The organism is Paractinoplanes toevensis, assembly GCF_018332695.1.
In the GTDB taxonomy this organism is placed as follows: Bacteria; Actinomycetota; Actinomycetes; order Mycobacteriales; family Micromonosporaceae; genus Actinoplanes; species Actinoplanes toevensis.
On the sequence record NZ_BOQN01000021.1, the window covers coordinates 1 to 23,579 of the forward strand.

Below are 23,579 nucleotides of genomic sequence, written 5' to 3' on the forward strand. Positions count from 1 at the left end.
CGGCGACGCGCGGCTCGAGCAGTAGGACCACGGTGTTCACCTGGGCGGGTAGGTCGACCTCGCCCCGGATGACGGCGACGTCGGCGGTGCCGTGGTCGAGTCCGGCGGTGCGATCGTCGACGCGCAGGAGCCGCAAGGGCGTGTCCGGGTGTTCCTGCTTCCAGCGTCGCAGTAGTGGCGTGGTGTGTTCGCCCAGTGCTGACCAGGCGTGGCCGAGGCGTAAGGGCCATGTTCCGGCGCGTGCGGGGTCGAGTGCCTCGTCGACGGCCGTGACCGCGGCGGCGGCCCGCGTCTGGAACGCGTGTCCGGCGGCGGTGAGCTGTAGATGATGGGTGGACCGGTCGATCAGGCGGGCACCGAGGTGCTCCTCCAGCTGGCGCAGTGTGCGGGAGAGCGCGGGTTGCGTCACATGCAGCCGGGCCGCAGCCCGGGTGATGCTGCCTTCGGCGGCGATGGCGAGGAAGGCGCGCAAATGCCGCAGCTCTACGGTCATAACCACAGAGCATAACCGCAGCCAAATCGGCATTTCCCGCGCCGAAAGGTGACTCTTAACGTCGAGCGCATGGCCCACGCTCTCAACTCCACCCCTGCTGATGTGGCGGTGCCCTCGCCCCGGCGCGCCGGGGCGGTAACGCTGGTACTGGGAGCCCTGCTGTCCGGTCCGTTCGGCGGCGCGATCGCCGCGCTGCTGTTCCCCCGGGTTGGGGTGGACGGAGTCGTGACGTTGCGGCTGACGATCGCGGCGCTCCTGCTGCTGGCGGTGTGCCGGCCCAGCGTGCGGGGATATCGGCGAGCCGACTGGTTGTTGATCGGCGGATTCGGTGCGGCGCTCGCCGGCATGAACACGCTGGCCTACCAAGCGATCGCGCTGATCCCGCTCGGTCCCGTGGTGATGCTGGAGGTGCTGGGGCCGCTCGTGCTGTCGGTGGTGACCGCCCGCCGCGCGGCGAGTTGGCTGTGGGCCGGCCTGGCCGCCGCCGGGGTCGCGCTGCTGAGCAGCACCGGATCCGATCGGTTCAACCCGGCCGGGATCGGCTTCGCGGCCGCAGCAGGCGCTGTGTGGGCCGGATACATCATGGCCAGTGCGCGGGTCGGGCAGCGTTTTCCCAAGGCTGACGGCCTGGCCCTGGCCATGACCGCCGCCGCGGTCCTCACTCTTCCCTTCGGCGCCGGCACGGCAGGAACCACGCTGTTGAACCCTTACATCCTGGCGATGGGCGCCGCAGTGGCGCTGTTGTCCTCCGTGCTGCCCTACACCCTGGAGTTGCTGGCACTACGCCGCATGCCCACCTCGACCTTCGCCGTCCTCATGAGTCTCGGGCCCGCCGTCGCTGCGATCGCCGGCTATGTCGTCCTGCACCAGCAACTCACCCCTCTCGAAGGGCTGGCCATCGCGCTGGTCATCGCCGCCAACGTCGGCGCCGTACGGACGCCGCCCCGGTACCAGGTGAGGTGGTTGGCTGACGGCCAGACCTGAAGCCGGACCGACCGGATCGAAACTGGCATGGACGGGTGCGGCCCCAACGCATACGGTCCGAGTGACCGGGTTCGAGGAGGCACCTTATGACGCGCCGTCCGTTGCTCGCCGCGATGTGTGTTCTCTGCCTGCTGCTCGCCGGCTGCGTCGGCTGGTCGACCGCCCCGACCGCGGTTTCCGCGACATCGGCGACCCTGCACGCGCAGGCGTCCTGCCGGGCCGACAACGCCGCCAACCCGTGCACCTACTGGTTCCAGTATTGGGTGGACGGCTCCGCGACGGTGCTGAGCACCCCGCACCGCGACGGCAACACCAACACCGGCGGAGCCTTCTACGACGTGGCCGAGACGATCACCGGTCTGACGCCGAACACCCTGTACCGCAGCCAGTTCTGTGGTTACGGCGACACCGACGTCGCGCAGCCGGGCGCCTGCATCGGCCAACCCAGCAACCCGATCACCCAGCCCGGCTGGCAGCCCGACCCGGGCGAGTTCAGCGCCACCCAGAATTTCCGCACCGCCGGCCCGGGGACACTGGCCACGGTGGACCTGGGCCGCCCACTGTCGGTCGCGGACACCGCCGCCAACCGCATCCCGCGCGACGCCGGTCTGAGCGCCGCCTGGTCGGGCAGCCAGGCGCTGTGGTTGTTCGGCGACACCGTGCAGAAGAACGGACCGGCATTCCTGCCCGGCACCACGGCGGCGGCCGGCCCGTACACGCGCGGCCAGGTCCCCACGACGCTGCAGGAGCTGCCCACCCCGCCGGCACCACCGGCGTCCGGCCGGACCAGCCCCGCGCTTTTCCTGCCGGTCCCCCAGGGCCTGCAGATGCCGTCCGGCGCCCCACCCGGCCAGCCGGCCGAAACGCCGTGCGGGACCGGCGGCACGACCTACGCAGCATCCTGGCCCTCCGGCGTGACCGCCATCCCCGGCACGGCGACCCTGCTCATCACGTACGCCGAGACGTGCGTGATCTCCGCGGGGCAGCTGCCGGAGGAACGCTTCTCGATGGTCCGCTACGACCCGGCCACCAACCGGTTCCTCGGCACCGCCACCCCGTTCGTCGCGTCACCGCTGTCGGCGGGCATCCCTGCGGCCGAGCGCCTGGGTTCCCCGGTCTTCGGCGGCGACGGCTACCTCTACCTGTACGCCACCGACGTCACCACCAACCGCATCATCGCCGCACGCGTGTCCGCCACCCCGTCGGCGTGGGGCAACCGCGGCAACTACCGCTGGTGGAACGGCTCCTGGCAGAGCAACCCGGCACTGGCCACCTCGGTGGCGTCCGTGCCGTTCGCCGGCTCGGTGCACGTGGCCGACTACGCCGGCGCCGGCTCGCACCGCTCCGCCATGATCGTGCAGACCGGCTTCGGCAGCGCCGAGTTCCAGGTGCTGCAGGCCACCACCCCGGCCGGCCCGTGGACGCTGAGCGCCTCCGGCCGGGTCCCGGACCCGTGCACCCAGGGCGTCTACGCCTGCTACGCGCTCAGCGGCCACGCCGAGCTGAGCACCGCCGGTCAGTTCTGGTATTCGTGGTACAGCCCGGAGGACGCCAATGGCGCCGGCCACATCCGCCTGGCCGCCATCGCGTGGTGAGCTGTTTCCTGGATTGCCCTCTCAGTTCCGGGTGCCGGCCATCTGGCGCAGCCCGTCCTCCACGGTGACCTGCGGCTGGTATCCCAGGCGGGTCACCGGCGAATTCGAGACCGACAAGTGGCGTACTTCCGCCGAGGAGCTCATCGACACCCTCGTCACCATGATTGCGAGAGACGCCACGGCCCCGGCCGCCAATTGAATGTCCGGGTCGGTATTGACACCTGTTCGCGGCCATATTTAGCCTTCCGTACTCGGAAGTTTGTTTTCCGTATTCGTTTCACGGGGTCGCCGGTAACACGCGAGGTTCCGACCACGCGTACGTCAGGAAACGGTGAGGACAGGCATGCGCGCTCATGGATGGGACGGGACACCGGGACGCGCCATCCGCACCGTCAGAGTCCGGGCACTACCGGCCGTACTCTCCGTCCTGGCCGTCCTGGTGATGGCCGGCGGGGGCCAATCCGCGCCCCCTACGGCCGCAGCCGTGGTGCTCGCCGAGGCTGACGGTTCGTCCACCAGCCCTCCCGTGGTACTGCCGAAAATCGACTGCGCGGCCCTCGCCGGGCAGGACCTGTCGGGCACGCCCGGCGCTGCGGCGGTCATCGGGTCCGCGACCGCGGCGACCTCGCCGGACGGCTCGGCGGCCTGCGAGGTCAAGGGAATCGTGGCGCCGCAGATCCAGTTCGACGTGTTCCTCCCCACCACGACGTGGCGACAGCGCTATCTGCAGCTCGGGTGCGCGTCGCTCTGCGGAAACATCGACTTCTACGCCGACGCGACGGACGGGTGCGTGCCGCTGAACCGCGGCGACTTCGTCCTGGCCACCAACAACCAGGGGCACGTCGGCGTCTCCGGCTTCGACGGCACCTTCGGTGCCGACCCGCAGCTCCGGGTCGACTTCGGCTACCGGGCCGACCACGTCGTGGCACTCGTCGCCAAGCGGCTCATCGCGCTCTACTACGGACAAGGCCCGCGCTATTCCTATTTCGACGGCTGCTCGCAGGGCGGCCACGAGGGACTCACCGAGGCGCAGCGCTACCCGCACGACTTCGACGGCATCGTCGCCGGCGCCCCGGCGTCGTTGTTTTCCTCGCTCATCGTGTGGTCCACGGGCTGGCACGCCACGGCGAACACCGACGCGCAGGGCCGGCCCATCCTGACCGCCGCCAAGCTTCCCGCGCTGCACGCCGCCGTCCTGCGCGAGTGCGACGCCCGGGACGGCCTGGCCGACGGCCAGATCGACGACCCGCGGGCCTGCTCGTTCGATCCGCGGAGCCTGCGCTGCCCGACGGGAACCGACAGCGCGAGCTGCCTCACCGACGCGCAGGCCGATGCCGTACGCAAGCTGTACGCCGGGCCACGCGACGAGCGGGGCCGGCTGATGTACCCGGGCGGTGAGCCCTTGGGCTCGGAAGCGAATTGGGCCCGCTGGGTCACCCCGACCGCCGCCGGCAACCCGGCCGTGGCCGAGGGCAACGCGACGAACGCTCTGAAGTACCTCGCGTACCCGTCCGTCCGGCCGTCGGCGACACTGCGCGACCTGCACTACGACTCGGCGACCTTCCGCGAGATCTCCCAGCAGGCCGGCATCTACGACGCGAGCGACCCCGACCTGACGGCCTTCCGTGCCGCGGGCGGGAAGCTCCTGCTCTGGCACGGCTGGGCCGACCCGGCGATCTCGCCCTACGGGACGATCGCCTACTACCGCGCCCTCACCGAGCGCATGGGCGGAACGGCCGCCACGCAGCGGTTCGCCCGTCTGTTCATGCTGCCAGGCGTCTCCCACTGCGGTGACGGTCAGGGGCCGGATGCGATCGACGCGCTCACCCCCACCCTCGCGTGGGTCGAGAACGGCGTCGCACCCGATCGGCTCGTGGCCACCAAGCGCCAGGACGACACCGTCGTACGGACCCGGCCGGTCTACCCCTATCCGACCGTCGCACGCTACGACGGCAGCGGCAGCGTCGACGACGCGACGAACTTCGCACCGGCACCGCCGCCCACGCGCTACCAGGACGACATCGCCTGGCTCGGGTCCTTCCGCTCCGGCTACGAGCAGACCTGCAGCTGGCACGACGGCCACTGGACCTGCACCCCGGCGCGACGGCCGAGCTAGCTTGCCTGATGACTCATTCTGACTTCTTGCCGTCGGCCTCGGCGACTTCTGCAACAAAGCTGCACACGCCGAGCCTTGAAGGCAGGTAAGCGCTTTCCCTAACATCGCAATTAATCGATGTATTGGCTCAGGCCCGCTCCCGGCCTCACAACACGGGTAAAAGCGACATCTCGTGGGTGGCATCCCGGGGCCGCCCCGCCGTCGCCGCACCCCTGGAGACAGTGATGAAACTCAAGCCCTTCGCGGTGATCACGGGCAGTGCGGTGCTGTTGGCCGCCGCCGGCATCGTGACCACCACCAACGCCTCCGCCTCGACCGCCGCCGACGCCTCGACCGCCGCCGCCGACCTGGGCTGGGCCACCCAGTCGGGCGGAACGACCGGCGGCTCGCAGGCGGCCACCGCGCAGATCTATACCGTCTCCACCAAGGCGGACCTGGTGAAGGCACTGGACGGCACCGATCCGGTGACAGGCAAGACCAACAAGACCGCGCCAAAGATCATCAAGTGGCTCGGCACGATCGACATGACCGAGGGTACGCCCTTCGCCAACCACAGCGACCAGGCGAAACGAGCCGAGATCAAGGTCCGCCCGAACACCACCATCATCGGTGTCGGCTCGACCGCGTACCTGCCGAACGGCTTTTTCAAGCTGTCCTCGGTGGACAACGTCATCATCCGCAATATCAAGGTGAGCAACCCGTGCGACCTGGAGCCGAAGTGGGACTCCGGCGACGGGGCGGGCAACTACAACTCCGAGTTCGACGGCATGACGGTAGACCACTCCACCCACGTGTGGATCGATCACATGTGGTTTACCGACGCCCCCTACACCGACGACATGGAACCGCTCGGCAACACCGACAAGAACGGCGTCGTCAAGCACATCCAATGCCACGACGGTTCGCTGGACATCAAGAAAGCATCGGACTACGTCACCGTTTCGAACAGCATCTTCGCGCAACACGACAAGAACACCCTGGTGGGATCGTCGGACTCCAACACGGGCGACGAGGGCCACCAGACGATCAGCTTCATCGGCAACCTGTTCGACAACATCGGCCAGCGGGCGCCCCGAGTTCGCTTCGGCATGGTGCATATGGCCGGCAACTACTTCAAGGGCAGTAAGACCGACCCCGCCTACCCGCACCTGTACAGCATCGGCACCGGGCTCAAATCCAAGATTATTTCGGAGAACAACGTCTTCGAGATCACCGGAGCCAAGGCCGGAGCCTGCACCGACGTCGTGCGCAACCCGAACATGGACAACCCCGAGGGCAACTTCACCGACAGCGGCTCGCTCATCAACGGCGCCCCTCTGACCGGCTGCACCGCACCCACCGCGGTCGGCTGGACCCTACCGAGCGGTTACCCGTTCCCGAAGCTCCCGGCGTCGCAGGTAAAGGCATCCGTCCTCGCAAACGCCGGCACCGGCAAAATCTGATCCCGATGGGATCGGGGAGGCAGGCTTCCCCGGTCCCATGGCCCCCTTTCGAGACCGGTCAGGATGCTCTGCTCAGTCCGGGCCGATGCGCGACGTATGCCGCAGCGCCTGGTCCAACTGCTCGATCAGACGGCCGGCGTGCGCGATGCTGCTCTCGAACTTCGCCACCATAAGATCCGACCCGATACCTGAACGCATAGCCCGTACGCATTCCGACGCGGCGATCGCCGTGTCGTCGATTTCCGCGGTCCACGTATCGCGGACCTCGGGCGCCGGCGGGAGCGGGAACCCCGCCGCGTCGCCCACCACCGTCTGCAGCTGCTTGCAGGCAGCTTCGATGGCCGAGGTGTCAGCGGTGCCGAAGGCGCGCACCGCCTTGTCTCGGGCGATGTCCACGGTCTGCGCAGTGTCCCAGCCGCCGCCGTAGATCCAGATGGTGACGGCCTGGTTCAGGTCGTACGACCCGGCCTGGGCCGGAGGCAGTAGCGGGACCACGGTGGGTGCGTGCGGCCACCACACCACCCCGGCAGCCGAAACGGCGAGCAGCCCGGCGACGACGGGGGCGACGACGCGAGGAGAGCGCGTCGTATCGGTCGCCGCCGGCGTGGCCCGAGGTGACCGGCGAACTGTCAGGGCGACGAGCGTCATGGCGGTGCCGAGGATCGGCAGGACCTGCAACGGACGGGTCGCGAGCGCGCTGTCGACGTGACCGTGCTGCCAATGCGTGATCCACACGCCGGCGCCGGCGCAGACACTCAGTATCCAGACGGCGATGGCCGCCGTGATCCCGTCCGCCCGCCGCACCACCAGGCAGGCCACGACGAATTGGACGACACCGGCGGCGGCGATCTCCCAGGCGGTCAGTACGAGAGCGAACGCCGCGCCGTCGTGTCCGGTCGCGGCTACCCGCAGTCCGGCGACCGTCATCGCCCACCCGGCGGCTCCGGCGGCGCCGGCGAGCAGGCCACACCGCAGGCGCCGGCCGGCGTCGGGCGCGAGCAGCAGCGGGACGAGCCACACCACGGCCAGCGCCATGGCGGTGACGACGCGGTGGGTGTTGAGTACGAACACGCCCACGACTACCGACAGGATCGGCCGATCCGCCGGACTCCACTGCGCTTCGCGCGCATAGGTGGCCAGAAACTCGAAGGCCGGGTGTAGCAGCTCGCGCCACACCTGCTCCGCCGCCGTGGAGTCAGCGAACCAGCTCAGGCCGCTGAAACAGACGAGCACGACGGCGGCGGCGGTCAGCAGCCCACGCCGGCCGAGGACCTGCGGGCCGATCAGACGGGCGCAGTAGCCAGCCCACCCGCACACCGTCGCGCCGGCGACCACCACCGTCACCCCGAGCACGACCCGGGCCGGCGCGATGCTCTGCGCCGCGGTCAGCCCGCTTTCCTGCAGGGTCATCAGCATGCTCAGGACCAGACCGAACCCGAGCGCACAACCGGGAAGGACGAACACCAGCGGCCGTCCGCCGCCGGCCCGGCGATAGGCCGCTCCACGGCGGGCGATGAGGCAGACCACGACACCGATCATGAACGCCAGAACGACCCGCATGATCGTCTGGGAGTGATTGCCTTCGCGGTACCAGGCGATCTTGGCCAGTCCGTACCCGAGATTGGACCAGGCCAGCTGAACCGCGGCACCGGCCAGCACGGATTCGGCAACGCCGGGCCGCAACAGTTGCCGGGGCTCACGCATCGCCGCGGCGCGGGCCGACCGGCTGGGGTGGGTGGCGATCCAACTCGGAACGCGGAGGCGTTTCCGGTGGGCCAGGGACGAGTACGGATCGGTGTGTCCCGTCCACAGCACCACCATCGCGTCGGCGTACCGTTCGCGCGAGCGGAGCACCGCGGTTCGGGCCAGGTAGACCAGAGCCCCCATGGCGACCAGCCGGATCACCGCCCCCTCCTGCGTGGGTGACATCTCCGTCCACCGCAACGGCCAGCCCGACACCGGCAGAACGTAGACCATTGCGTACGGGGCGGCCGCTACCAGCAGGAACGACCGCCAAACGGAGAGAGTGGCGTAGGTGGTGGTCACGTCGTTGTTGCGGGCGTGGGCCAACTCGTGCAGCACGACGGCGTCGAAGGCCCGGCGGTCCTGGTCGAGAAGCGCGACAAGCCCAGCGTCGAGGCACACCAACGGACGCCTTCGCCGCCCGAACGCGAAGCCGCCGGCCCGGGTGCTGCTCGCGTCGAGCAGGAAGGTCGGCGCACGGCGGAGTCCTGCGGTGGCTACGAGGTCCGCGAGCGGACCTCTCAGCCGGGCTTCGAGCGTCGGAACCTCGTCGAGGCGAAGCAGCCGGGATCGGCGGACGCGCCAGATCGGCTGCACGTAGTAGATGATCGTGGCGACCGCGGCCAGGAGCAGCAAACCCGACACGAGCCAGCCCAGCCGGGGCAGGAAGACCCCGGACATGCATCCCCGGTACGCCGCCCATTTCGACTCGTTCGGATCGGTTATGCCGTCACTCGTCAGGTACAGGCCGGCCCGGACCTGGCAGCGTTCGTCGCCGTAACTGGTCGAACCCGGCCAGATGGCCCCGATCTCGGTGTAGACGAACACGGTGGAGGCGACCGCGAGCGTGACCACGGTGCCGAAGCGCAGGGTGGTCCCCGACGGCACTGCGAGAATCTCGGCGGCGCCGGAGGACGGCACCTCGGTGCTCTGCCGGTCGGGCGGTGGAGCACCGGCCACGGGCCGCGACCCCGACCCGGCGGCGATCACCGGCGGCGATCGAGCAGCACCCGGACCACGTCGGCGCACTGCCGGGCCAGGTCAGGATCCTCGGTCAGGTTCTCGACGAGCGTACGGGTTCCCTCTGCCGCGGTGTCCCGCACCTCCGCGGTGATCTCCGGCAGCGGCTCCGGCTGCTTGCCGCGCCGTAGCCGGTTCACCATCCGGACGGCATGCTTCACCGTGGACTCGGCGGTCTTGTCGACGAGTTGCTGGTAGACCGCCGTAGCCACGGCCAGGGCCACGGGCGACACGGTCAGCACCACAACGTCGATGCCGGACCCGAGCACCACACCAGGACCGGAACGCCGGCTCAGCACCCGCTTGGGATCTCGCAGAAAGGCGGCGCTCACGGCCTCGAACACCGACAGCTCGGCCGGGGCCAGTTCGGCGACGATATCGCGTCCGAAGCCGACCACGAACTCCGTGCCGCTGACAGGCTGCGTCATGCCGTCTCCTCCCCCGTGGGTGGCGCGGTATCACGAGATCGCCCGCACATGAACCGTCATCTCCACCGGTTGGACCATGGTAGGTCCGCGCACGGCGGGCGGGCCGAAGATTCCCCCGATATGGAATCCACAGCGGACCGTCACCGCGTCACCTGAAGGCGGCCACGTGGTCCACGACGAATTGGCGGAAGGTGCCCGCCGGCCGGCCGAGTATCGCGGGCACGTCGTCCGTGACCCAGTCCGAGTCGCCCTCGGCGAACAGTCTGATGGCCTGAGCATTCATCTCCGCGATGCGCTCCGGAACGCCGGCATCGACCATGTCCTGTTTCTGCTCCTCGAAGGTGAGCGAGCGGAAGGTGATGGGCCGGCCGAGCACCGCGGAGAGCTCCTCGGCCGCCTCGGCGTAGGAGAGGCTCGCCGGACCGGTCGGCCAGTAGGTCTTGCCCGCGTGCCCTGCGGGTGAGGGTGAGTCGGACGACACCTTGCTGGTGACCTTCACGACGTGCGACACGCCCGCGGCGACGGCGCTGTCGATGACGGTGATCTCCTGGGCCGGGATCGCCGGACTCACCAGGATCACGGCCGAGACGTCGCGCATCGCCGCGTCGACGGTGTCCCGATCATCAAGGTCACCGATGACGACGTCCACGCCGGCCTGCGCCGGCGCGGCGGCTTTCCGCGGGTCGCGCACCAGGACGCGGGCCGGCGTTTCGTGCTGGGCCAGCGACCGCGCCGCCTCGGCGCCCACCTTGCCGGCTGTCGTCATGAGGATCATGCGAGCCTCGCCAGGATCAGCTCGGCGTCGGCGCCGGTACGCAGTGACACTTCGCGACTCGACTCGCCGGGTGACCGGGAGAGCGCGACAGCGACGGCGCCGACCTGCTCGGCACTGACCCAGGAGGCCTCGCCCGCCACCAGACGGGTCCGGACCGGGCCGAGCACGAGCGCGTGGATCCGCTTCTCGTCCCCGGCCTCGGCGGCGAGAACCCGCTGCATCATCAGTACGGCGGCCTGCTCCATGCTGACCAGCCCGCTGCCGGGAACGGGGTAGGCCGCGGACTCGCCCACGACGATCGCGTACGCGCCGCGCCCGCTCAGCCGTGGCATGACGGCCCGGGCGACCGCCATGTGGGTCGTGGCAAGCCCGGTGAAAGCGTCGTCCCAGTCGGCGGCGTCAATCTCCCACAGTCGCTTGCCGGCCCACCAGCCGCCGATGGGCGCTACCACGTCGTCGATGCCGCCGAGCCGGTCCTGCATCGTCACGGCGAGCGCCTCGGCGCCCTCGAAGGTCGAGTAGTCGTGGGCGAACAGGTGCAGGTGGCCGGTCGCCGCGTCGCCGAGCAGCTCGCGGAACTCGTCCGCGCGCTGCTCGGTCCGGGTCGGCACGACGACCTCGGCGCCGGTTGCGAGATAGGCGCGGACCGCGCCCTCGCCCACTGCGCCGTTGCCGCCAGGGATGAGGACCCGCCGAGCCGCTTGGTTCGTCATCGAAACTCCTTGGTGAAACCAATGTTGGTCTCACCAACGTATCACGACTCTGTTGGCCGTACCAACAAATCGGTTAGGATGACGACATGACCGACCCTGGAGCGCCGGCCCTCCTGCGCAATCTGGCCAGCTGGCAGGCGGGGCGGGTCTCGACCCTCGGGGCCCGATTCACCGCGGCGCGGATGCCGCTCGAAGCGCGCTCCGACTTCGCCGTCCTCGCCACCCTGCGGGAGTACGGCGAGCTCAGCCAGACCGAACTGGGCCGGCGGCTGGGACTGGACCGCAACAACGTCAACGGCATCGTCACGCGCCTGGAGAACAACGGACACGTCGAACGGCGCACCGACCCGGCCGACCGGCGGCGCAACATCGTCGCCTCCACCGCAGCCGGCCTGCAGCACCTGGACGACCTGCACGCGCTCGCCCTCGACGTACAAAATGAATTGCTCGTCGCCCTTGATCCTGACGAACGTCACCAGTTGCGCGTCCTGCTGGAAAAGGTCCTGACCAGCCATCCGGCCCAGCCGGCCTGACAAAGGTCAGTCGCCGACCACACTTGGTTCCGGGCCTGCGCCGAAAGCCGCGACCGCGTGGCCCGCCGGCTCACCGGGCGGAGCCGCCGGCACCGGCGAACGCCGCGCATCAGGGCCGGAACGGTTCGGCGCTGAACGGATGCGTCTTGTGGATCCGTGAGCGGGCCAGTGCGGTGTCGTCGAAGCTGTCACGGATCTCGTTCACGACGCGGACGACTCCGGGTATCTGTGCGGTCAGCCGTGTCGCGATGGCGGCGGTGGTTCGGCGGCCGACGGTGCCGGTGAGCGTGACCACCCCCGCGTAGACGTCGGCCCGCACCTGGCTGCTGTCGATCCACAGGGTGCGTCGTAGGACGCGATCGGTCACGTCCTGGCGGATGGCCGCGTCGGAGCGGGAGTAGGGGCGCAACAGGTCGGCGCGGGAGACGATGCCGACCAGCCGGCCGGACCCGTCGGTGACCAGCAACCGTTTCACGTTCTTGGCTCGCATCTTCGTCGCCGCTTCGGACAGCGGTGCGTCCGGCGCGATGCTCAGCACGGGTTTGCTCATCACGTCCACAGCTGCGGCGGCCCTGGTCGCCCGGGTCTTGCGGGGGGCGAGGGTCGCCAGCAGATCGGCTTCCGACACCAGACCCACCGGCCGCTCGTCGTGACCAACGATCGGCACGGCACTCAGCCGGCGGCTGGTGAGGATGCCGGCGAGTTCCCTGAGCGGCGTGTCCTCGGCAGTAGTGATCACGGGGGCGGTCATGACGTCGCTGACCCGCCACGGTTGCATGGTCGTACACCTCATCTTCCCTGTCGATGGCCTGATCTGACCTGTCCATCGTGGCCGGGTGAGGCGTGAACCGTCAGGGTCGGCGACGGCGAGCTTGCGAGCGGCTGTTTGCCGACGGTCGGCAAGCCGTGCCGGCGATGACCGTCATGCCGGGCCCGGCATCGGTTCCTGCGGCCAGTTGAGCATCTTGGCGCCGAGCACCGCCGCCTGCAGGGTGAACCGGTGCGCGGGGTCGGCCGGGTCGTAACCGGTCAGCGTCTTGATCCGGTCCAACCGGTAGGTGACCGTGCGCACCGAGACGTGCAGCCGTTTCGCCGACTCGGTGGCCACGGTGCCGGTGGCGAAGTAGGCGTCCAGCGTGTCCAGCAGCGGCCCGGCGCCGCCGCGCGCCTGGCTCAGCGGGCTGAGCACCGCTTGGACGAGGTCCACGATGGCGGGCTGGTCGCGCAGCAGGACCCGGTAGACGAGCAAGTCGTGAGCGTTGAGGACGGCCGTGTCGGTGTGGATCCGGCCGGCCATGGTGAGCGCCTCACGAGCCTCCTCGTAGGAGCGGGCGATGCCGTACAGACCGGGGTGGGCGCGCCCGACCGCCACCCGCCACGGTCGTCCGCGGGGCAGGCGGTCGAGCTCCTGATGCACGAGCCGGCCCAGCTCGTTGCCGGCGTCCATCGACGGCGACAGCCGGCCTGCCGCCGGGGAATCGGCCGGTGCCAGCACCACGAGTAGGCCGTCCTTGGTCGCGACGAGAACGTCGCGGTCGCCGAGCCGGTCGAAGATGACCGCCTCGAGTGCGCTGATCGCCGCGTCGGCGTCCGGCAGCCGCCGGCTGGGGGCAGCCAATGCCACCTGATGGACCCGGGCGAGGTCGAGCCCGAACGGTTCGGCCCGTTCCACCAGCGTTCCCAGGTCGGAGTCGCCGCGCAGCAGGTCGTCGATCAGTTCCCGGCGCAGGGCCTCCTCCCGCCGGACCAGGTCACGACGTGCCACCGCATAGCCTTCGGCAAGGGTCGCCACCGCCTTGTCGACGACCTGCAGCACCGCGGCGGCAGCCGCGCGGACCTCCTCACGGTCACGGGAGCGCACCACCATCGGCAGGTCCTGCCAGAGCCGACGCGCCGCCGACAGGTAGAGCTGCACCACCCGTCCCGCGGAGATGCCCTGCTCGGCCGCCTGCCGGCCGAGCAGACCGACCGCGTCCAACTCGCGGCGTTTGGCCGTACGCCCGTAGGTGGCCGCGTCGGCGAGCAACGTCAAGTAGTCACCGAGCAACTCGACCGGAACGCCGCCGGCGTCCCGGCTAGCCCCTTCGGCGACCCCTACGAGCCAGGCATCGTCCGGCTCGGGTGCCGCCGGCCGGCGCCCGCCGCGTTGCCGGGAGCTGTCAGGCATCTGCCTCCCCCATCGTTCGGCACCACGGCCGCCCGTACACGTTCTTTGCCGATGGTCGGCAGTGTAGACCCGCCAACTTCGTCCACCGCGCCCCTGTCACGGTCCGGTCGCGCCGGGTGAGCATTGAGGTCGATCGGATGGGAGGAAAGACATGCGATTCCGCAATCTCCGAGTGTCATGGGCGCTCGCCGCGGGCGCCGCCGTCGTCCTGTCGGCGGTGACGCTGCTGGTGAGTCGGGGCGTGATCGAGGCGCTGGTGTTCGTTCTGGTCGTCGCCGCGTTGGCCGGCATGTACCGGCTGCGCCGGTATGCCCGGGCCGAACTGATCTACCGCCACCGCGCCGAACCGCGGGGGCCGACGTCGCCGGCCGGCGACCGTTCCGAGCGGGTCAGATCATGACCGCTGTCACCGCCGACCGGCTGCCGTTCCACGGTGCGACCCGGTCGCTGCAGGAGAGGAGCACCATGCCCCAGTGGCGCGTACGCGACGTGATGACCACCGAGGTGACCACCGCCCCCGTCGACGCCTCGGTCGCGGAAATCGTCACCCTGCTCGCCGAGCGCGAGATCAGCGCCGTGCCGATCGTCGACACCTTCGACGTCGTGCTCGGCGTGGTCTCGTGGACCGACCTGCACAAGAAGATCGAGATCGGTACGCCGGAAGCCTCGCCCCGCAGCGCTCGGTGGCGCCGGTGGGTGCCACCGAGCGTGCGCTGGCCGGAGGGCACCGCGGCCGAGGTGATGAGCGGCCCACCGCTGACCATCGCCGTCGACGCGTCGCTGCCCGCGGCGGCCAGAATGATGTACCGCGGCGACGTCGGCCGGCTGCTGGTGGTCGACGGCAACCATCGGCTGCGGGGCATCATCACCCGATCGGACCTTCTGAAGATCCACGCCCGGCTCGACGCCGTCATCCGTGATGAGGTGATGCACCGCGTCCTCGGTCACACGCTGACGATCCCACCCGGCACGGTCCAGGCCACCGTCGACGACGGTGTCGTCATGCTCACCGGGCGGGTCGCAGACAGGACGACGGCCGTCGCGGCCGCCCGGTTGACCGAGGCGGTCCCCGGTGTCACCGGCATCGTCGACCGGCTGGTTGTAATTCCGGACCACACCGTCCGGGACGCGGCCCCGGCGACCCGGCGCGACCCGGCGCACGGCCGGTGGATCGGGCGCCGGCCGGTCCACGCCGAACAGAGCACCGCGAGGTCGGCGGCGCTGCGATGAACCCGGCGTCAAACCGTGAAAGGACCCGTCACATGACCAGCACCGTCCACGACCCGCTGGACCGCCTCCGGGTCAGCCTGGAAGAGCAGTTCCTGCTGCACACCCAGGAACTCACCCAACTCACCGTCTCCAGCCGACAGCCGGACCTGGGCGGCCACGACCGCGACACCATGACGGCACGGATCGAATCAACCCGCCGAGCGGTGGCCGAAACCGCTCAGGCGCTACGGCGCATCGCCGAGGGCAGCTACGGGACGTGCCAACGCTGTGGCGCCGGCATCCCGCTGGAACGGCTGGAGATCCGGCCGTACGCCCAGTTCTGCGTGCCGTGCCAGCGTCAGCAGACCGGATGACGCAGCGCCCGTATCAGACCCGCGTGCAGGTTGCCGCCGGGCGTCAGGCCGTCGTCATAGTTGTCCGGGCGACGCAGGATGCGGCTGCTCGCGGTCTCGGTGGTGCGCGGTCGAAGCCCATCGAGGACGCGGAATCCTCGCGGCATGGTGCCCCTTCGGAGGCCGGGATCCCGGCGTGGGCCGGGATCCCGGTTGACCGTTACGGGTGGACGGTGAGCAGGTGCGCCTTGAAGCCCGAGCCGTACGTCTCGGTCGGGGTGCCGGTGTAGTCCTGGATCAGGACGTTGCCGCCGGTGCAGCCCCATGGGTTCCACGTCCAGGCGGTGTAGCCGACGCCGTTCGCGTCCGCCCAGGCCATCACCTTGTCGATGTAGTCGTGGGCGCAGGTGTCCTGGCCGATCTCACCGGCCTGCACCGGAACCTGCGCGGCCACCGAGCCGATCTGGCTGTCCCAGCAGGCCGTGGTGACGCAGGCGTTGAAGTTGTACGAGTGCCAGGACGCCACGATGTTGTTCTTCGGGTCGACCGGCTTGTAGGCCAGCCACTGGGTCAGATCGTTGGTCCAGGTGAGACCGGGAACCAGCAGCACGTTCGTGGCGCCGGTGGCGCGGACGGCGTCGACCAGGTCCTGCATGCCGGCCACCTCGTAGGTGATGCCGGTGCAGGTGCCGCCGTCACGCAGGCACGTCCACGCCGCGGTCATGTCCGACCAGTTGTTGGCCGCGTCCGGGTAGGGCTCGTTGAACAGGTCGAACAGCACCGCGTCATTGCCCTTGAACATGGTCGCCACGCTGGACCAGAACTTCGGCGCGTACTGGGCGTCGGGCATCGGCTTCTGGCAGGTCGCGTTGACATCGGCACACGCGCTGGTGGTGCCGGTGTAGGCGCCGTGACTCCAGTGCAGGTCCAGGATCACGTTGATCCCGTTGGCCACCAGCAGGTTGACGTAGTCCTGCACGGCCGTCTGGTATTCGGCGCCGCTCGGGGTGCCGTAGGTGCCGAGCCAGCAGTCCTCGTTGAGCGGGATCCGGACCGCGTGGATGTTCCACGCCTTCATGGCGTCGACCGTGGCCTGGTCGGGCTGCGGGCTGTCGAAGACGCCCTTGCCCTGGACACAGGCGAACTCGGCGCTGGACCGGTTGACGCCCAGCAGCCGGTAGGTCGCGCCGGCGGCGGTGACGAGTTTGTTGCCGTTCACGTGCAGGGCCGGTGCGGCACCGCCGGGCGGTGCGGTGGTGGGCGGCGTGGTCGGCGCGGTGGTGGGCGGCGTCGTCGGCGCGGTGGTGGGCGGCGTGGTCGGTGCGGTCGTCGGCGGCGTGGTCGTGGAGCTGCCGGTGCAGGCGATGCCGTTGACGCTGAACGCGGTGGGCGACGAGTTGCTGCCGCTGAACGAGCCGATGAAACCGACCGAGACGGAGCCGCCGGTGGCGACCGCACCGTTCCAGCTCATGTTCGAGGCGGTGACATGGGCGCCGGACTGGGCAAAGGTCGCGTTCCAGCCCTGGCCGACCGATTGACCGGCGGCGGGGAAGTCGAACTCGAGCTTCCAGTTGCTCAGCGGATCGCCCAGATTGGTGAAGGACACACCGCCCTGGAATCCGCCCGGCCACTGACTGGCCACCGTGTAGGTCGCCGAACAGCCGGCAGCGGCGGCCGATGCGGTGGACACCGCGGCCACCCCGCAGGCGAGAAGCAGGCCGGAGGCCGCCGCCACTATTGCGATGCGGTGTCTCATGGCAACAACCCTTTCAAGAGCGTCAATGTCTGGGAGCGCTCCCACATGGTTAGCCACGGTCTTTGTGAAGTCAAGATGTCAAAGACGTCGCAGGCAGCCGAATGTCCTCGGTGGCCGGATGCCGGCCGGAGACACGGGTGATCACCGAGGGGCTGTCACTTGGATAGACCTCCTAGTCCTTGCGGCGTAGATGCGCATGGGCGGCTCGTTGAATGTCGATCTGCCGGTCGGCCCCTGCCGGTCGGAGCTGATCGACGATGCCCCACGCTTCGTCGAGTGCTTGGCGAAGCTCAGCGGTCCGGGCGGCGTGCTGACCCCTCAGGTCGTGCCGGACCTTCTCGAGTCGCTGCAGCCACCCGGCGGCGTTGCCGGCAGCAGGGTCCGGCTCGTCGCGCCGGGGATCAAGGAGGTCCACGGGGACGATGGCGGCCACCGCCTGCCCCTGCTCGACAATCACCGTGACCTGGCGATTCAGGCGGGTCAGCCGCACCAGCTGAACGAACCTGGAACGCGCTTCGTTGATCGCCAAGTCAATGCGGGCGGGTGCTGGAGTCGCGGCCGAGGCTGCCATGAATCCAGGATGACGGCCGCGTATGACATTTTCCGCGCTCAGACCCGGAAGGTGGCGACCAGGCTGCTCAGCTCGGTGGACATGCGGGCGAGTTCGGTGGTGGCCTGCTGGGTTTCGGTGACGCCCTGGCTGGTCATCCGGGCAGCCTCGGCCACCCCGGTAATATTCTGCGCGATCTCCCCCGCCCCGCCGGCCGCTTCGGCGACGCTGCGGTTCATCTCCGCGGTGGTAGCCGTCTGTTCCTCCACGGCCGACGCGATCGTGGTCTGGAACTCGCTGATCCGCTCGATCACCGTCGAGATCTCATCGATCGCGGCCACCGCGCCGCTGGTATCGGACTGGATCGCCTGCACCCGCCGCGAGATGTCCTCGGTGGCCCGGGCGGTCTCCTGAGCCAGATCCTTGACCTCGGAAGCGACCACCGCGAAGCCTTTACCCATCTCCCCGGCACGAGCCGCTTCGATAGTGGCGTTCAAAGCCAGCAGGTTGGTCTGCTCGGCGATCGCGGTGATCACCTTGATGACGTTGCCGATCTCCGCCGACGAATCACCGAGTTTGTTCATCGTGGCCGACGTGTTCGCGGTGATCGTGACCGCCTCCGAGGCGACCCGGGCGGCCTCGGCGGCGTTCTGGGAGATCTCCCGGATCGACGCCCCCATCTGCTCACTGCCCGAGGACACCGTTTCGACGCTGCGGGAAACCTCTTCCGCGGCAGCCGAGACCGCGAGGGCCTGCGCCGAGGTTTGCTCCGCCGAGGCGGCGATGTTCGCCGCGGTGCTACTCATCTGCTCCGATGCGCCGGCCAGTGAGGTAGCTGATCCCTCGATGGTGGCGATCGTCTGCCGCAGCCGGCTCAGGGCGGTGTCCAGGGCACGGGCCATCCGGCCGGGCTCGTCGTCGGTGTCGAGGCCGGTATGGCGGGTCAGGTCACCGTCAGCGAGCCCGTCACACACGTAGGTGACCTTGGTCAGCGACTGCACGATCTTACGGGCAACGATGACACCGATCGCCAGCGCGAGAACGAGGCCGACGGTCAGGGTGATGATCGAGGTGGTCCGGCTGGACTCGTACCCGGACTTCGCGGCGGCGGCGTTCTTCGCCGCGTCCGCGGTCTCCAGACCGTCCATGGTGGCGAGCTTGTCGAACAGTCTCGTCAAGATCGGCAACACGGAAGAGTCGCGGACCTTGGCCCATCCGGCCAGATCGCTGCGGTTGCCGGCCGGGATCAGCTTGTTGGTGGCGATGTCGGCGTAGGCGTCCCAGTCGGTTTGCAGCTCGTCGATCAGGGCGGCGTCCGACGCCGGGTGGCTGGCCCGGTAGGCGGCCATCGCGGTGGTGAAGTTCTGCAGGTCGGCGGTGAAGGCGTCGGTGAACTTCTTCGTCGAAGCCGCATCCACGGACAATGCCTGGTTCGCGGTGTCCACCCGGGCCTGCAAGATGACCGCCTTCACCTGACCGACCGCCTTGATGCTGGCGACGTTGCTGCTGTAGATCAGCTCGGCCGAGTTGCTGGCCTTGCTCAACGCTGTCAGTCCGAGAATTCCAATGATCAACGCGACCAGAGCGGCGGTTCCGACCGCGGCGACAACCTTCACGCTGACACTCAGATCAGCGAGAGATCGCCGCCGGGAACCTGCCCCGGTCTCGGCCTGTGCAGAAAGAGTCATCGCTGCCATAACAGTCCCTCTTTTCGACTAAAAGTCAGAGTTTCTGCCCCCGCCGGGCGTCCTCTTACCGCCCATCACTATCCGAGCATCTGGCGGTTGATGTGTTCCGTTTCGATCGATTCCACTGAACTTCAGGAGCTTGCGATCTGCACGATCTGCCGACCCTGGGCGCCGCCTTTCCCGAAGGCGCGGTGCGCCGAGGCGATGTCGGCGAGCGGGTAGACGCCGTCGATCACCGGTACGACCGCGCCGGCAGCGAACTGTTCGGCGAGTTCGGCGAGCTGCGCAGTCCGTGGATCCGCACTGAAGGTGCGGATGCGGCGGGAACCGAAGACCGTGGACGCGGCGATCGCGGCGATGGCGGGGCCGGACAGCCCCACCGTGACCATCCGGCCGCTCTTGGTGAGTCGGCGGCGGTAGCGGGCGAGGTCGGTGCCGACGGTGTCGACGATGACGTCGAACAGGCCGATCTCGTCCGGCGCGGTGTGCCGGTAGTCGTGGACGCGTTCGGCGCCCCGATCGGTGAGTGCGGCGGCGTGCCGGTCTCGGGCCAGGGCGGTGACCCGGCCGCCGAACGCGTGAGCAAGTTGGACCGCGGCCATGCCGACCCCGCCGGCCGCACCACGCACGAGGACACTTTCGCCGGCTTTCAGGTGAGTGGCACCGCGAAGCGCGGTCAAGGCGGTGATGCCGGGCACGACCAGCGCCGCGGCCTGCACCGATGACATCCCGGCGGGGATGGGGCCGACGCGGTCCGCCGCGACGACGACGTACTCGGCGGCGCCCGCGATGGTGTGCTTCTCCCTCGGGTGCACGGTGCCCCACACCGGATCGCCGGCCCGAACGCTGTCGACGCCCGGGCCGGTGGCGGCGACGGAACCGGCGAAGTCCAGACCGACACCGACCGGGAACCGGCGACCCGAGATTATCTTCGCGGCACCCGCGCGGACCAGTGCGTCGTGCCCGTTCACGCTGGACGCCGCGACGGCGACCAGCACCTGACCCGGGCCCGGCTCGGGCCGCTCGACGTCGGTCACCGCGAGAACGTCCGGTGTGCCGTACGAAAAGATCTGGGCGGCTTTCATGGTTCTGGTCCTCTCGGTCGTCAACGTCTGCCGCACCGAGCTTGACGGGCCGCGCCGCGAACATGGTCGGCCGGTGTTTCCTGGGACAACGGGACCCACCTTCCGGCCGGCAACCGGATGCATACTGGCCGGCATGGACGACGATCCCCGCCGCGAGCTTGCGGAGTTCCTGAAGGCCAGGCGGACCCGGATACGACCGGAGGACGTGGGACTGGAACCCGGGCCGCGCCGCCGGGTCTCCGGACTGCGGCGGGAGGAGATCGCCCTGCTGGCCGGCGTCAGCTCCGACTACTACCAGCGGATGGAGCAGGGTCGCGACGTGCGGCCCTCCGAGCAGGTGCTCGAGGCGCTCGCGCGGGCCCTGAACTTCTCCGCCGAGGAAACCCGGCATCTGCACACGCTCGCCGCCGCCGCCCGCAGACCGGTCAACCGACGCCGGCGTCGCACGCCCGAGGTGGTGCCCGCCACTACCCTGCGGCTGCTGCGCACGATGACCGCACCGACGCTGGTCGTCGGCCGGCACCTCGACGTGCTGGCCTGGAATCCGCTGGCCGGTGCCCTGCTCGGCGAGCTCACCGCGCTGCCGGCGCCGGCACGGAACATGCTGTGGTTGCTCCTGCAGCCGGGCGCCGACTTGACCTGTCCCGACCGCGCGGCGACCGTCGGTGAGCTGACCGCGATGCTGCGTACCGCGGTGGCCTCCGACCCCAACCACCCGCGAGCCCTGGAGCTGGTCGGCGAACTCGCGGTGAACAGCGACGAGTTCCGTACGCTCTGGGGCCGGCACGACATCGAGGAGACCACCCGCGGCCGGATGCGCATCATTCACCCGCTCGTCGGCGAACTCAGCCTGGACTGGGACGCCTACCGGCTGCCCGGCGCGTCACCCGGGCCGATGATCGTCGCCTACACCGCCGAGGAGGACAGCCCCGACAGTGAACGCCTCCAACTGCTCGCCCGGCTGATCGACACTCCCTCCCCGGTAGCGGTGCCCGTCGGGCAATCCTGACTCTTCCCCCCGAAGGGTGCTGTGGTTCAGATGCGGCGTCGGTCGCCGGGGCGGCGGAACGCGGAGGGGCTGTAGTAACGGGCGACGGTGCCGTCGGCGGCGATCTCTCGGCTGTAGTGCTTGAGGAAGTCCCAGAGCAAGGGTGGCTCCTCGGCGGTCGTGTTGTGCGACCGGTAGACGTTTCTGGTCAGCTTGAGGATCGGTGCGTGAGTGTTCTTGTCGTACCAGGTCCAGGTCTGGAAACGGTCGCGGAATCCGCTGCGCCGGCCGGCGACCGTGTCGACATCGGCGAGGGTGAGGCCGTCCACGCCCAGGTGGTACTGCGCCCAGCTGTCCGTCTGGTTCTGCGTGTCGTCCCAGAGGGTGCCGACGAAGCCTTGGATGTCGCCGTACCCGTAGATCAGGTAGTTGGGAATCTTCTGCCTGCGGGCGGGGTAGGCCACGCCGTCAAGGGTGACCGTGCCCGCGGCATTCGGGGCGGCGGGGAAGGAACTGGACGCGACCGCGGCGAAGTACTCGGGAAACGCGATGGCGAGGTTCTGCGTGACGCCACTGCCGGCGGACTGTCCGGTGGAGTAGAAGCGGGTGGTGTCAACGTCGTGGCGGGCCGCGATCACGTCGCGGAGTTGGCGGTAGAAGGCCAGCGAGTCACGGTGACTGACCACCACCGACGTGCGGCTGTACTGCTCGCAGACGATGACGAGGATGATTCCTTCGCGGTCGGCGACCTTCCACCATTGGGTGGCGTCCACGAAGACCTTGTCGGTCTGGCTGTCGCCGGGCCACACGAACACGACGGGCGCCTTGCGACGCGCGGAGCGGGGCCGGTAGACAAGGTACTCCCGGACGAAGCCGGCCACCTGCATGGTGTGGACCTCGATGCCGAGGCGGCGGAAGTCGGCCCTCGGGTAGAGCTGGTTGCCGTACGCGAAGGAGTTCTCGTAGCGGGTGTACGCGGTGAGGAACTCGACGATCCGGCGGGTGGAAGCCCGGTCCTTCCGGACGGCGACCTTCGAGATCGGACCGGCGTGTGAGGTCATCCATCGGTCCGAGCCGCGGCGCTGCCGATACACGGTGCCGAGGACGTCGTCGTGGTGTCCGGACGGCACGGTGTCGTTGGAACGTTTCCAATAGGCGAGGCTGGCCGCGGCTCGGCGCGTGTCGGGGCGGATGTACCAGGTCGGCAGGACGGTCTCGTCGTACCGGATGAGCCGGAAGCCGGCGGGGAAGTCGACCGGTGAGTACTGCGTCCGGCCGTCGTATTCACGCGACCCGTACGACTCGAGGTAGGCGGCACTGAGGCCGGCGGAGTCCACGTACACCTGCGCGATGACCTTGAGGGGGTTGGCGACCGCCCACGCCTCGAGCGCGGGGGCGCCGCCGCCGTATCCGACGAGGTAGTTCTCTCCGAAGATCGAGAAGTAGTTGTTGCTCTGGTAGAAGCCCAGCGCGGCGGCGAGGTAGTCGGCTTCCGCCTCGGCAGCGGTCCACCCGGCGGGGCCGGGTTCCAGGACGAACAGGCCCTCCTGCCGTTGGTCGGCGACGTCTCGCCAGCCCGACGACTGAAGGAAATCGGCGGTGTCGGTGCCGTCGGGCACCGCGATCACCGTGTAGTAGGCGCGGATGGGGGTCGCGGGAGAGATGTACACCTTGGCGGTCCGGGTCGTGCCGCCGACGTCGAACGACTTGGTCCAGTAGCCGGTCATCTCGCGCGGCAGCTTGTTCGCGCGGGTGTAGTCGTAGGCCGGGAAAGGGCGGCCGTCGAGGGGTTGAGCCTCGCCGAGCGGAGCCATCGCGTACGCCGGGCTGCTCAGCGGCGTGAGCGCGGCTGCACCAGCGAGCGCGACACTGCCCCGCAGAAGACGACGTCGATCGATGTGAGTCATGACGCGACCGTAAATGTGGCCCACTGCACGGTCC

23 protein-coding genes are annotated in these 23,579 nt (G+C 69.4%); 9 read left to right on the forward strand and 14 right to left on the reverse strand.

Translation table 11 applies throughout. The features are described from left to right. The coding region (locus Ato02nite_RS08230) for a LysR family transcriptional regulator (RefSeq protein WP_213005811.1) at nt 1–493 on the reverse strand (493 nt) is incomplete at its 3' end. Between the two features lie 69 nt (nt 494–562). On the opposite strand from Ato02nite_RS08230, the gene Ato02nite_RS08235 reads away from it, so the two are divergent. Beyond that, nucleotides 563–1,477, forward strand: coding sequence for an EamA family transporter (locus Ato02nite_RS08235; RefSeq protein ID WP_213005812.1), 915 nt, complete (start codon nt 563–565; stop codon nt 1,475–1,477). A gap of 86 nt (nt 1,478–1,563) precedes the next feature. Beyond that, the gene (locus tag Ato02nite_RS08240) at nt 1,564–3,072 is read left to right on the forward strand and encodes a hypothetical protein (RefSeq protein ID WP_213005813.1); all 1,509 of its coding nucleotides are present in this window, start codon (nt 1,564–1,566) and stop codon (nt 3,070–3,072) included. A gap of 21 nt (nt 3,073–3,093) precedes the next feature. Here the strand turns inward: Ato02nite_RS08240 and Ato02nite_RS52455 are convergent, their stop codons facing one another. Next, nucleotides 3,094–3,216 carry a hypothetical protein gene (locus Ato02nite_RS52455; protein WP_281419707.1) on the reverse strand — a complete coding sequence of 41 codons (123 nt, stop codon included), beginning with the start codon at nt 3,214–3,216 and terminating at the stop codon, nt 3,094–3,096. Nucleotides 3,217–3,598: 382 nt separating this feature from the next. On the opposite strand from Ato02nite_RS52455, the gene Ato02nite_RS08245 reads away from it, so the two are divergent. Both Ato02nite_RS08245 and Ato02nite_RS08250 read left to right on the forward strand, forming a co-directional pair. Beyond that, the gene (locus tag Ato02nite_RS08245) at nt 3,599–5,188 is read left to right on the forward strand and encodes a tannase/feruloyl esterase family alpha/beta hydrolase (protein WP_213005814.1); all 1,590 of its coding nucleotides are present in this window, start codon (nt 3,599–3,601) and stop codon (nt 5,186–5,188) included. A gap of 224 nt (nt 5,189–5,412) precedes the next feature. Continuing rightward, nucleotides 5,413–6,630: a pectate lyase family protein gene (locus Ato02nite_RS08250; RefSeq protein WP_213005815.1), complete on the forward strand. Its 1,218-nt coding sequence runs from the start codon at nt 5,413–5,415 to the stop codon at nt 6,628–6,630. Nucleotides 6,631–6,702: 72 nt separating this feature from the next. Here Ato02nite_RS08250 and Ato02nite_RS08255 read toward each other — a convergent pair whose 3' ends face one another. The 4 genes from Ato02nite_RS08255 to Ato02nite_RS08270 all read right to left on the reverse strand — a co-directional run bounded on the left by Ato02nite_RS08255 (nt 6,703) and on the right by Ato02nite_RS08270 (nt 11,309). Continuing rightward, a complete protein-coding gene (locus tag Ato02nite_RS08255; RefSeq protein ID WP_213005816.1) occupies nt 6,703–9,333 on the reverse strand; it encodes a M48 family metallopeptidase in 2,631 nt (876 codons plus the stop codon). A gap of 26 nt (nt 9,334–9,359) precedes the next feature. Further along, a complete protein-coding gene (locus tag Ato02nite_RS08260; RefSeq protein WP_213005817.1) occupies nt 9,360–9,821 on the reverse strand; it encodes a hypothetical protein in 462 nt (153 codons plus the stop codon). A 148-nt stretch (nt 9,822–9,969) separates the two neighbouring features. After that, complete coding sequence (locus Ato02nite_RS08265) at nt 9,970–10,587, reverse strand: NAD(P)H-binding protein (protein ID WP_213005818.1); 618 nt, start codon at nt 10,585–10,587, stop codon at nt 9,970–9,972. Nucleotides 10,588–10,592: 5 nt separating this feature from the next. After that, on the reverse strand, nt 10,593–11,309 hold the full coding sequence (locus tag Ato02nite_RS08270) for an SDR family NAD(P)-dependent oxidoreductase (protein ID WP_213005819.1): 717 nt from the start codon (nt 11,307–11,309) through the stop codon (nt 10,593–10,595). A gap of 86 nt (nt 11,310–11,395) precedes the next feature. Between Ato02nite_RS08270 and Ato02nite_RS08275 the strand changes: the two genes are divergently transcribed. Continuing rightward, nucleotides 11,396–11,842 carry a MarR family winged helix-turn-helix transcriptional regulator gene (locus Ato02nite_RS08275; RefSeq protein WP_213005820.1) on the forward strand — a complete coding sequence of 149 codons (447 nt, stop codon included), beginning with the start codon at nt 11,396–11,398 and terminating at the stop codon, nt 11,840–11,842. Between the two features lie 109 nt (nt 11,843–11,951). On the opposite strand, the gene Ato02nite_RS08280 is transcribed toward Ato02nite_RS08275, so the two are convergent. Both Ato02nite_RS08280 and Ato02nite_RS08285 read right to left on the reverse strand, forming a co-directional pair. Beyond that, nucleotides 11,952–12,620, reverse strand: coding sequence for a CBS domain-containing protein (locus Ato02nite_RS08280; protein WP_213005821.1), 669 nt, complete (start codon nt 12,618–12,620; stop codon nt 11,952–11,954). Between the two features lie 144 nt (nt 12,621–12,764). Further along, entirely contained in the window at nt 12,765–14,009 is a 1,245-nt protein-coding gene (locus Ato02nite_RS08285; RefSeq protein WP_213005822.1) for a PucR family transcriptional regulator, read from the reverse strand. A gap of 151 nt (nt 14,010–14,160) precedes the next feature. Between Ato02nite_RS08285 and Ato02nite_RS08290 the strand changes: the two genes are divergently transcribed. The 3 genes from Ato02nite_RS08290 to Ato02nite_RS08300 are packed head-to-tail and all read left to right on the forward strand — an operon-like array spanning nt 14,161 to nt 15,592. Further along, nucleotides 14,161–14,409 (forward strand): hypothetical protein, encoded by a 249-nt coding sequence (locus Ato02nite_RS08290; RefSeq protein WP_213005823.1) that lies wholly within the window; start codon nt 14,161–14,163, stop codon nt 14,407–14,409. After that, nucleotides 14,406–15,239 (forward strand): CBS domain-containing protein, encoded by an 834-nt coding sequence (locus Ato02nite_RS08295; protein ID WP_213005824.1) that lies wholly within the window; start codon nt 14,406–14,408, stop codon nt 15,237–15,239. The genes Ato02nite_RS08290 and Ato02nite_RS08295 overlap by 4 nt, the downstream gene beginning before the upstream one ends. A gap of 32 nt (nt 15,240–15,271) precedes the next feature. Further along, nucleotides 15,272–15,592 (forward strand): TraR/DksA family transcriptional regulator, encoded by a 321-nt coding sequence (locus Ato02nite_RS08300; RefSeq protein ID WP_213005825.1) that lies wholly within the window; start codon nt 15,272–15,274, stop codon nt 15,590–15,592. On the opposite strand, the gene Ato02nite_RS08305 is transcribed toward Ato02nite_RS08300, so the two are convergent. The 5 genes from Ato02nite_RS08305 to Ato02nite_RS08325 form a co-directional block, all read right to left on the reverse strand. After that, complete coding sequence (locus tag Ato02nite_RS08305; RefSeq protein ID WP_213005826.1) at nt 15,577–15,738, reverse strand: hypothetical protein; 162 nt, start codon at nt 15,736–15,738, stop codon at nt 15,577–15,579. The two genes, Ato02nite_RS08300 and Ato02nite_RS08305, sit on opposite strands and share 16 nt — an antisense overlap. A gap of 53 nt (nt 15,739–15,791) precedes the next feature. Next, nucleotides 15,792–17,327: a cellulase family glycosylhydrolase gene (locus Ato02nite_RS08310; RefSeq protein WP_213005827.1), complete on the reverse strand. Its 1,536-nt coding sequence runs from the start codon at nt 17,325–17,327 to the stop codon at nt 15,792–15,794. A 172-nt stretch (nt 17,328–17,499) separates the two neighbouring features. Beyond that, nucleotides 17,500–17,898: a hypothetical protein gene (locus Ato02nite_RS08315; RefSeq protein WP_213005828.1), complete on the reverse strand. Its 399-nt coding sequence runs from the start codon at nt 17,896–17,898 to the stop codon at nt 17,500–17,502. 38 nt (nt 17,899–17,936) lie between these two features. Further along, nucleotides 17,937–19,565: a methyl-accepting chemotaxis protein gene (locus Ato02nite_RS08320; protein ID WP_438873024.1), complete on the reverse strand. Its 1,629-nt coding sequence runs from the start codon at nt 19,563–19,565 to the stop codon at nt 17,937–17,939. Between the two features lie 131 nt (nt 19,566–19,696). Next, the gene (locus Ato02nite_RS08325; protein ID WP_213005830.1) at nt 19,697–20,650 is read right to left on the reverse strand and encodes a quinone oxidoreductase family protein; all 954 of its coding nucleotides are present in this window, start codon (nt 20,648–20,650) and stop codon (nt 19,697–19,699) included. A gap of 133 nt (nt 20,651–20,783) precedes the next feature. Between Ato02nite_RS08325 and Ato02nite_RS08330 the strand changes: the two genes are divergently transcribed. Continuing rightward, the gene (locus tag Ato02nite_RS08330; protein WP_213005831.1) at nt 20,784–21,659 is read left to right on the forward strand and encodes a helix-turn-helix transcriptional regulator; all 876 of its coding nucleotides are present in this window, start codon (nt 20,784–20,786) and stop codon (nt 21,657–21,659) included. 26 nt (nt 21,660–21,685) lie between these two features. On the opposite strand, the gene Ato02nite_RS08335 is transcribed toward Ato02nite_RS08330, so the two are convergent. Next, entirely contained in the window at nt 21,686–23,545 is a 1,860-nt protein-coding gene (locus tag Ato02nite_RS08335) for a PHB depolymerase family esterase (protein ID WP_213005832.1), read from the reverse strand. Nucleotides 23,546–23,579: the final 34 nt, after the last annotated feature.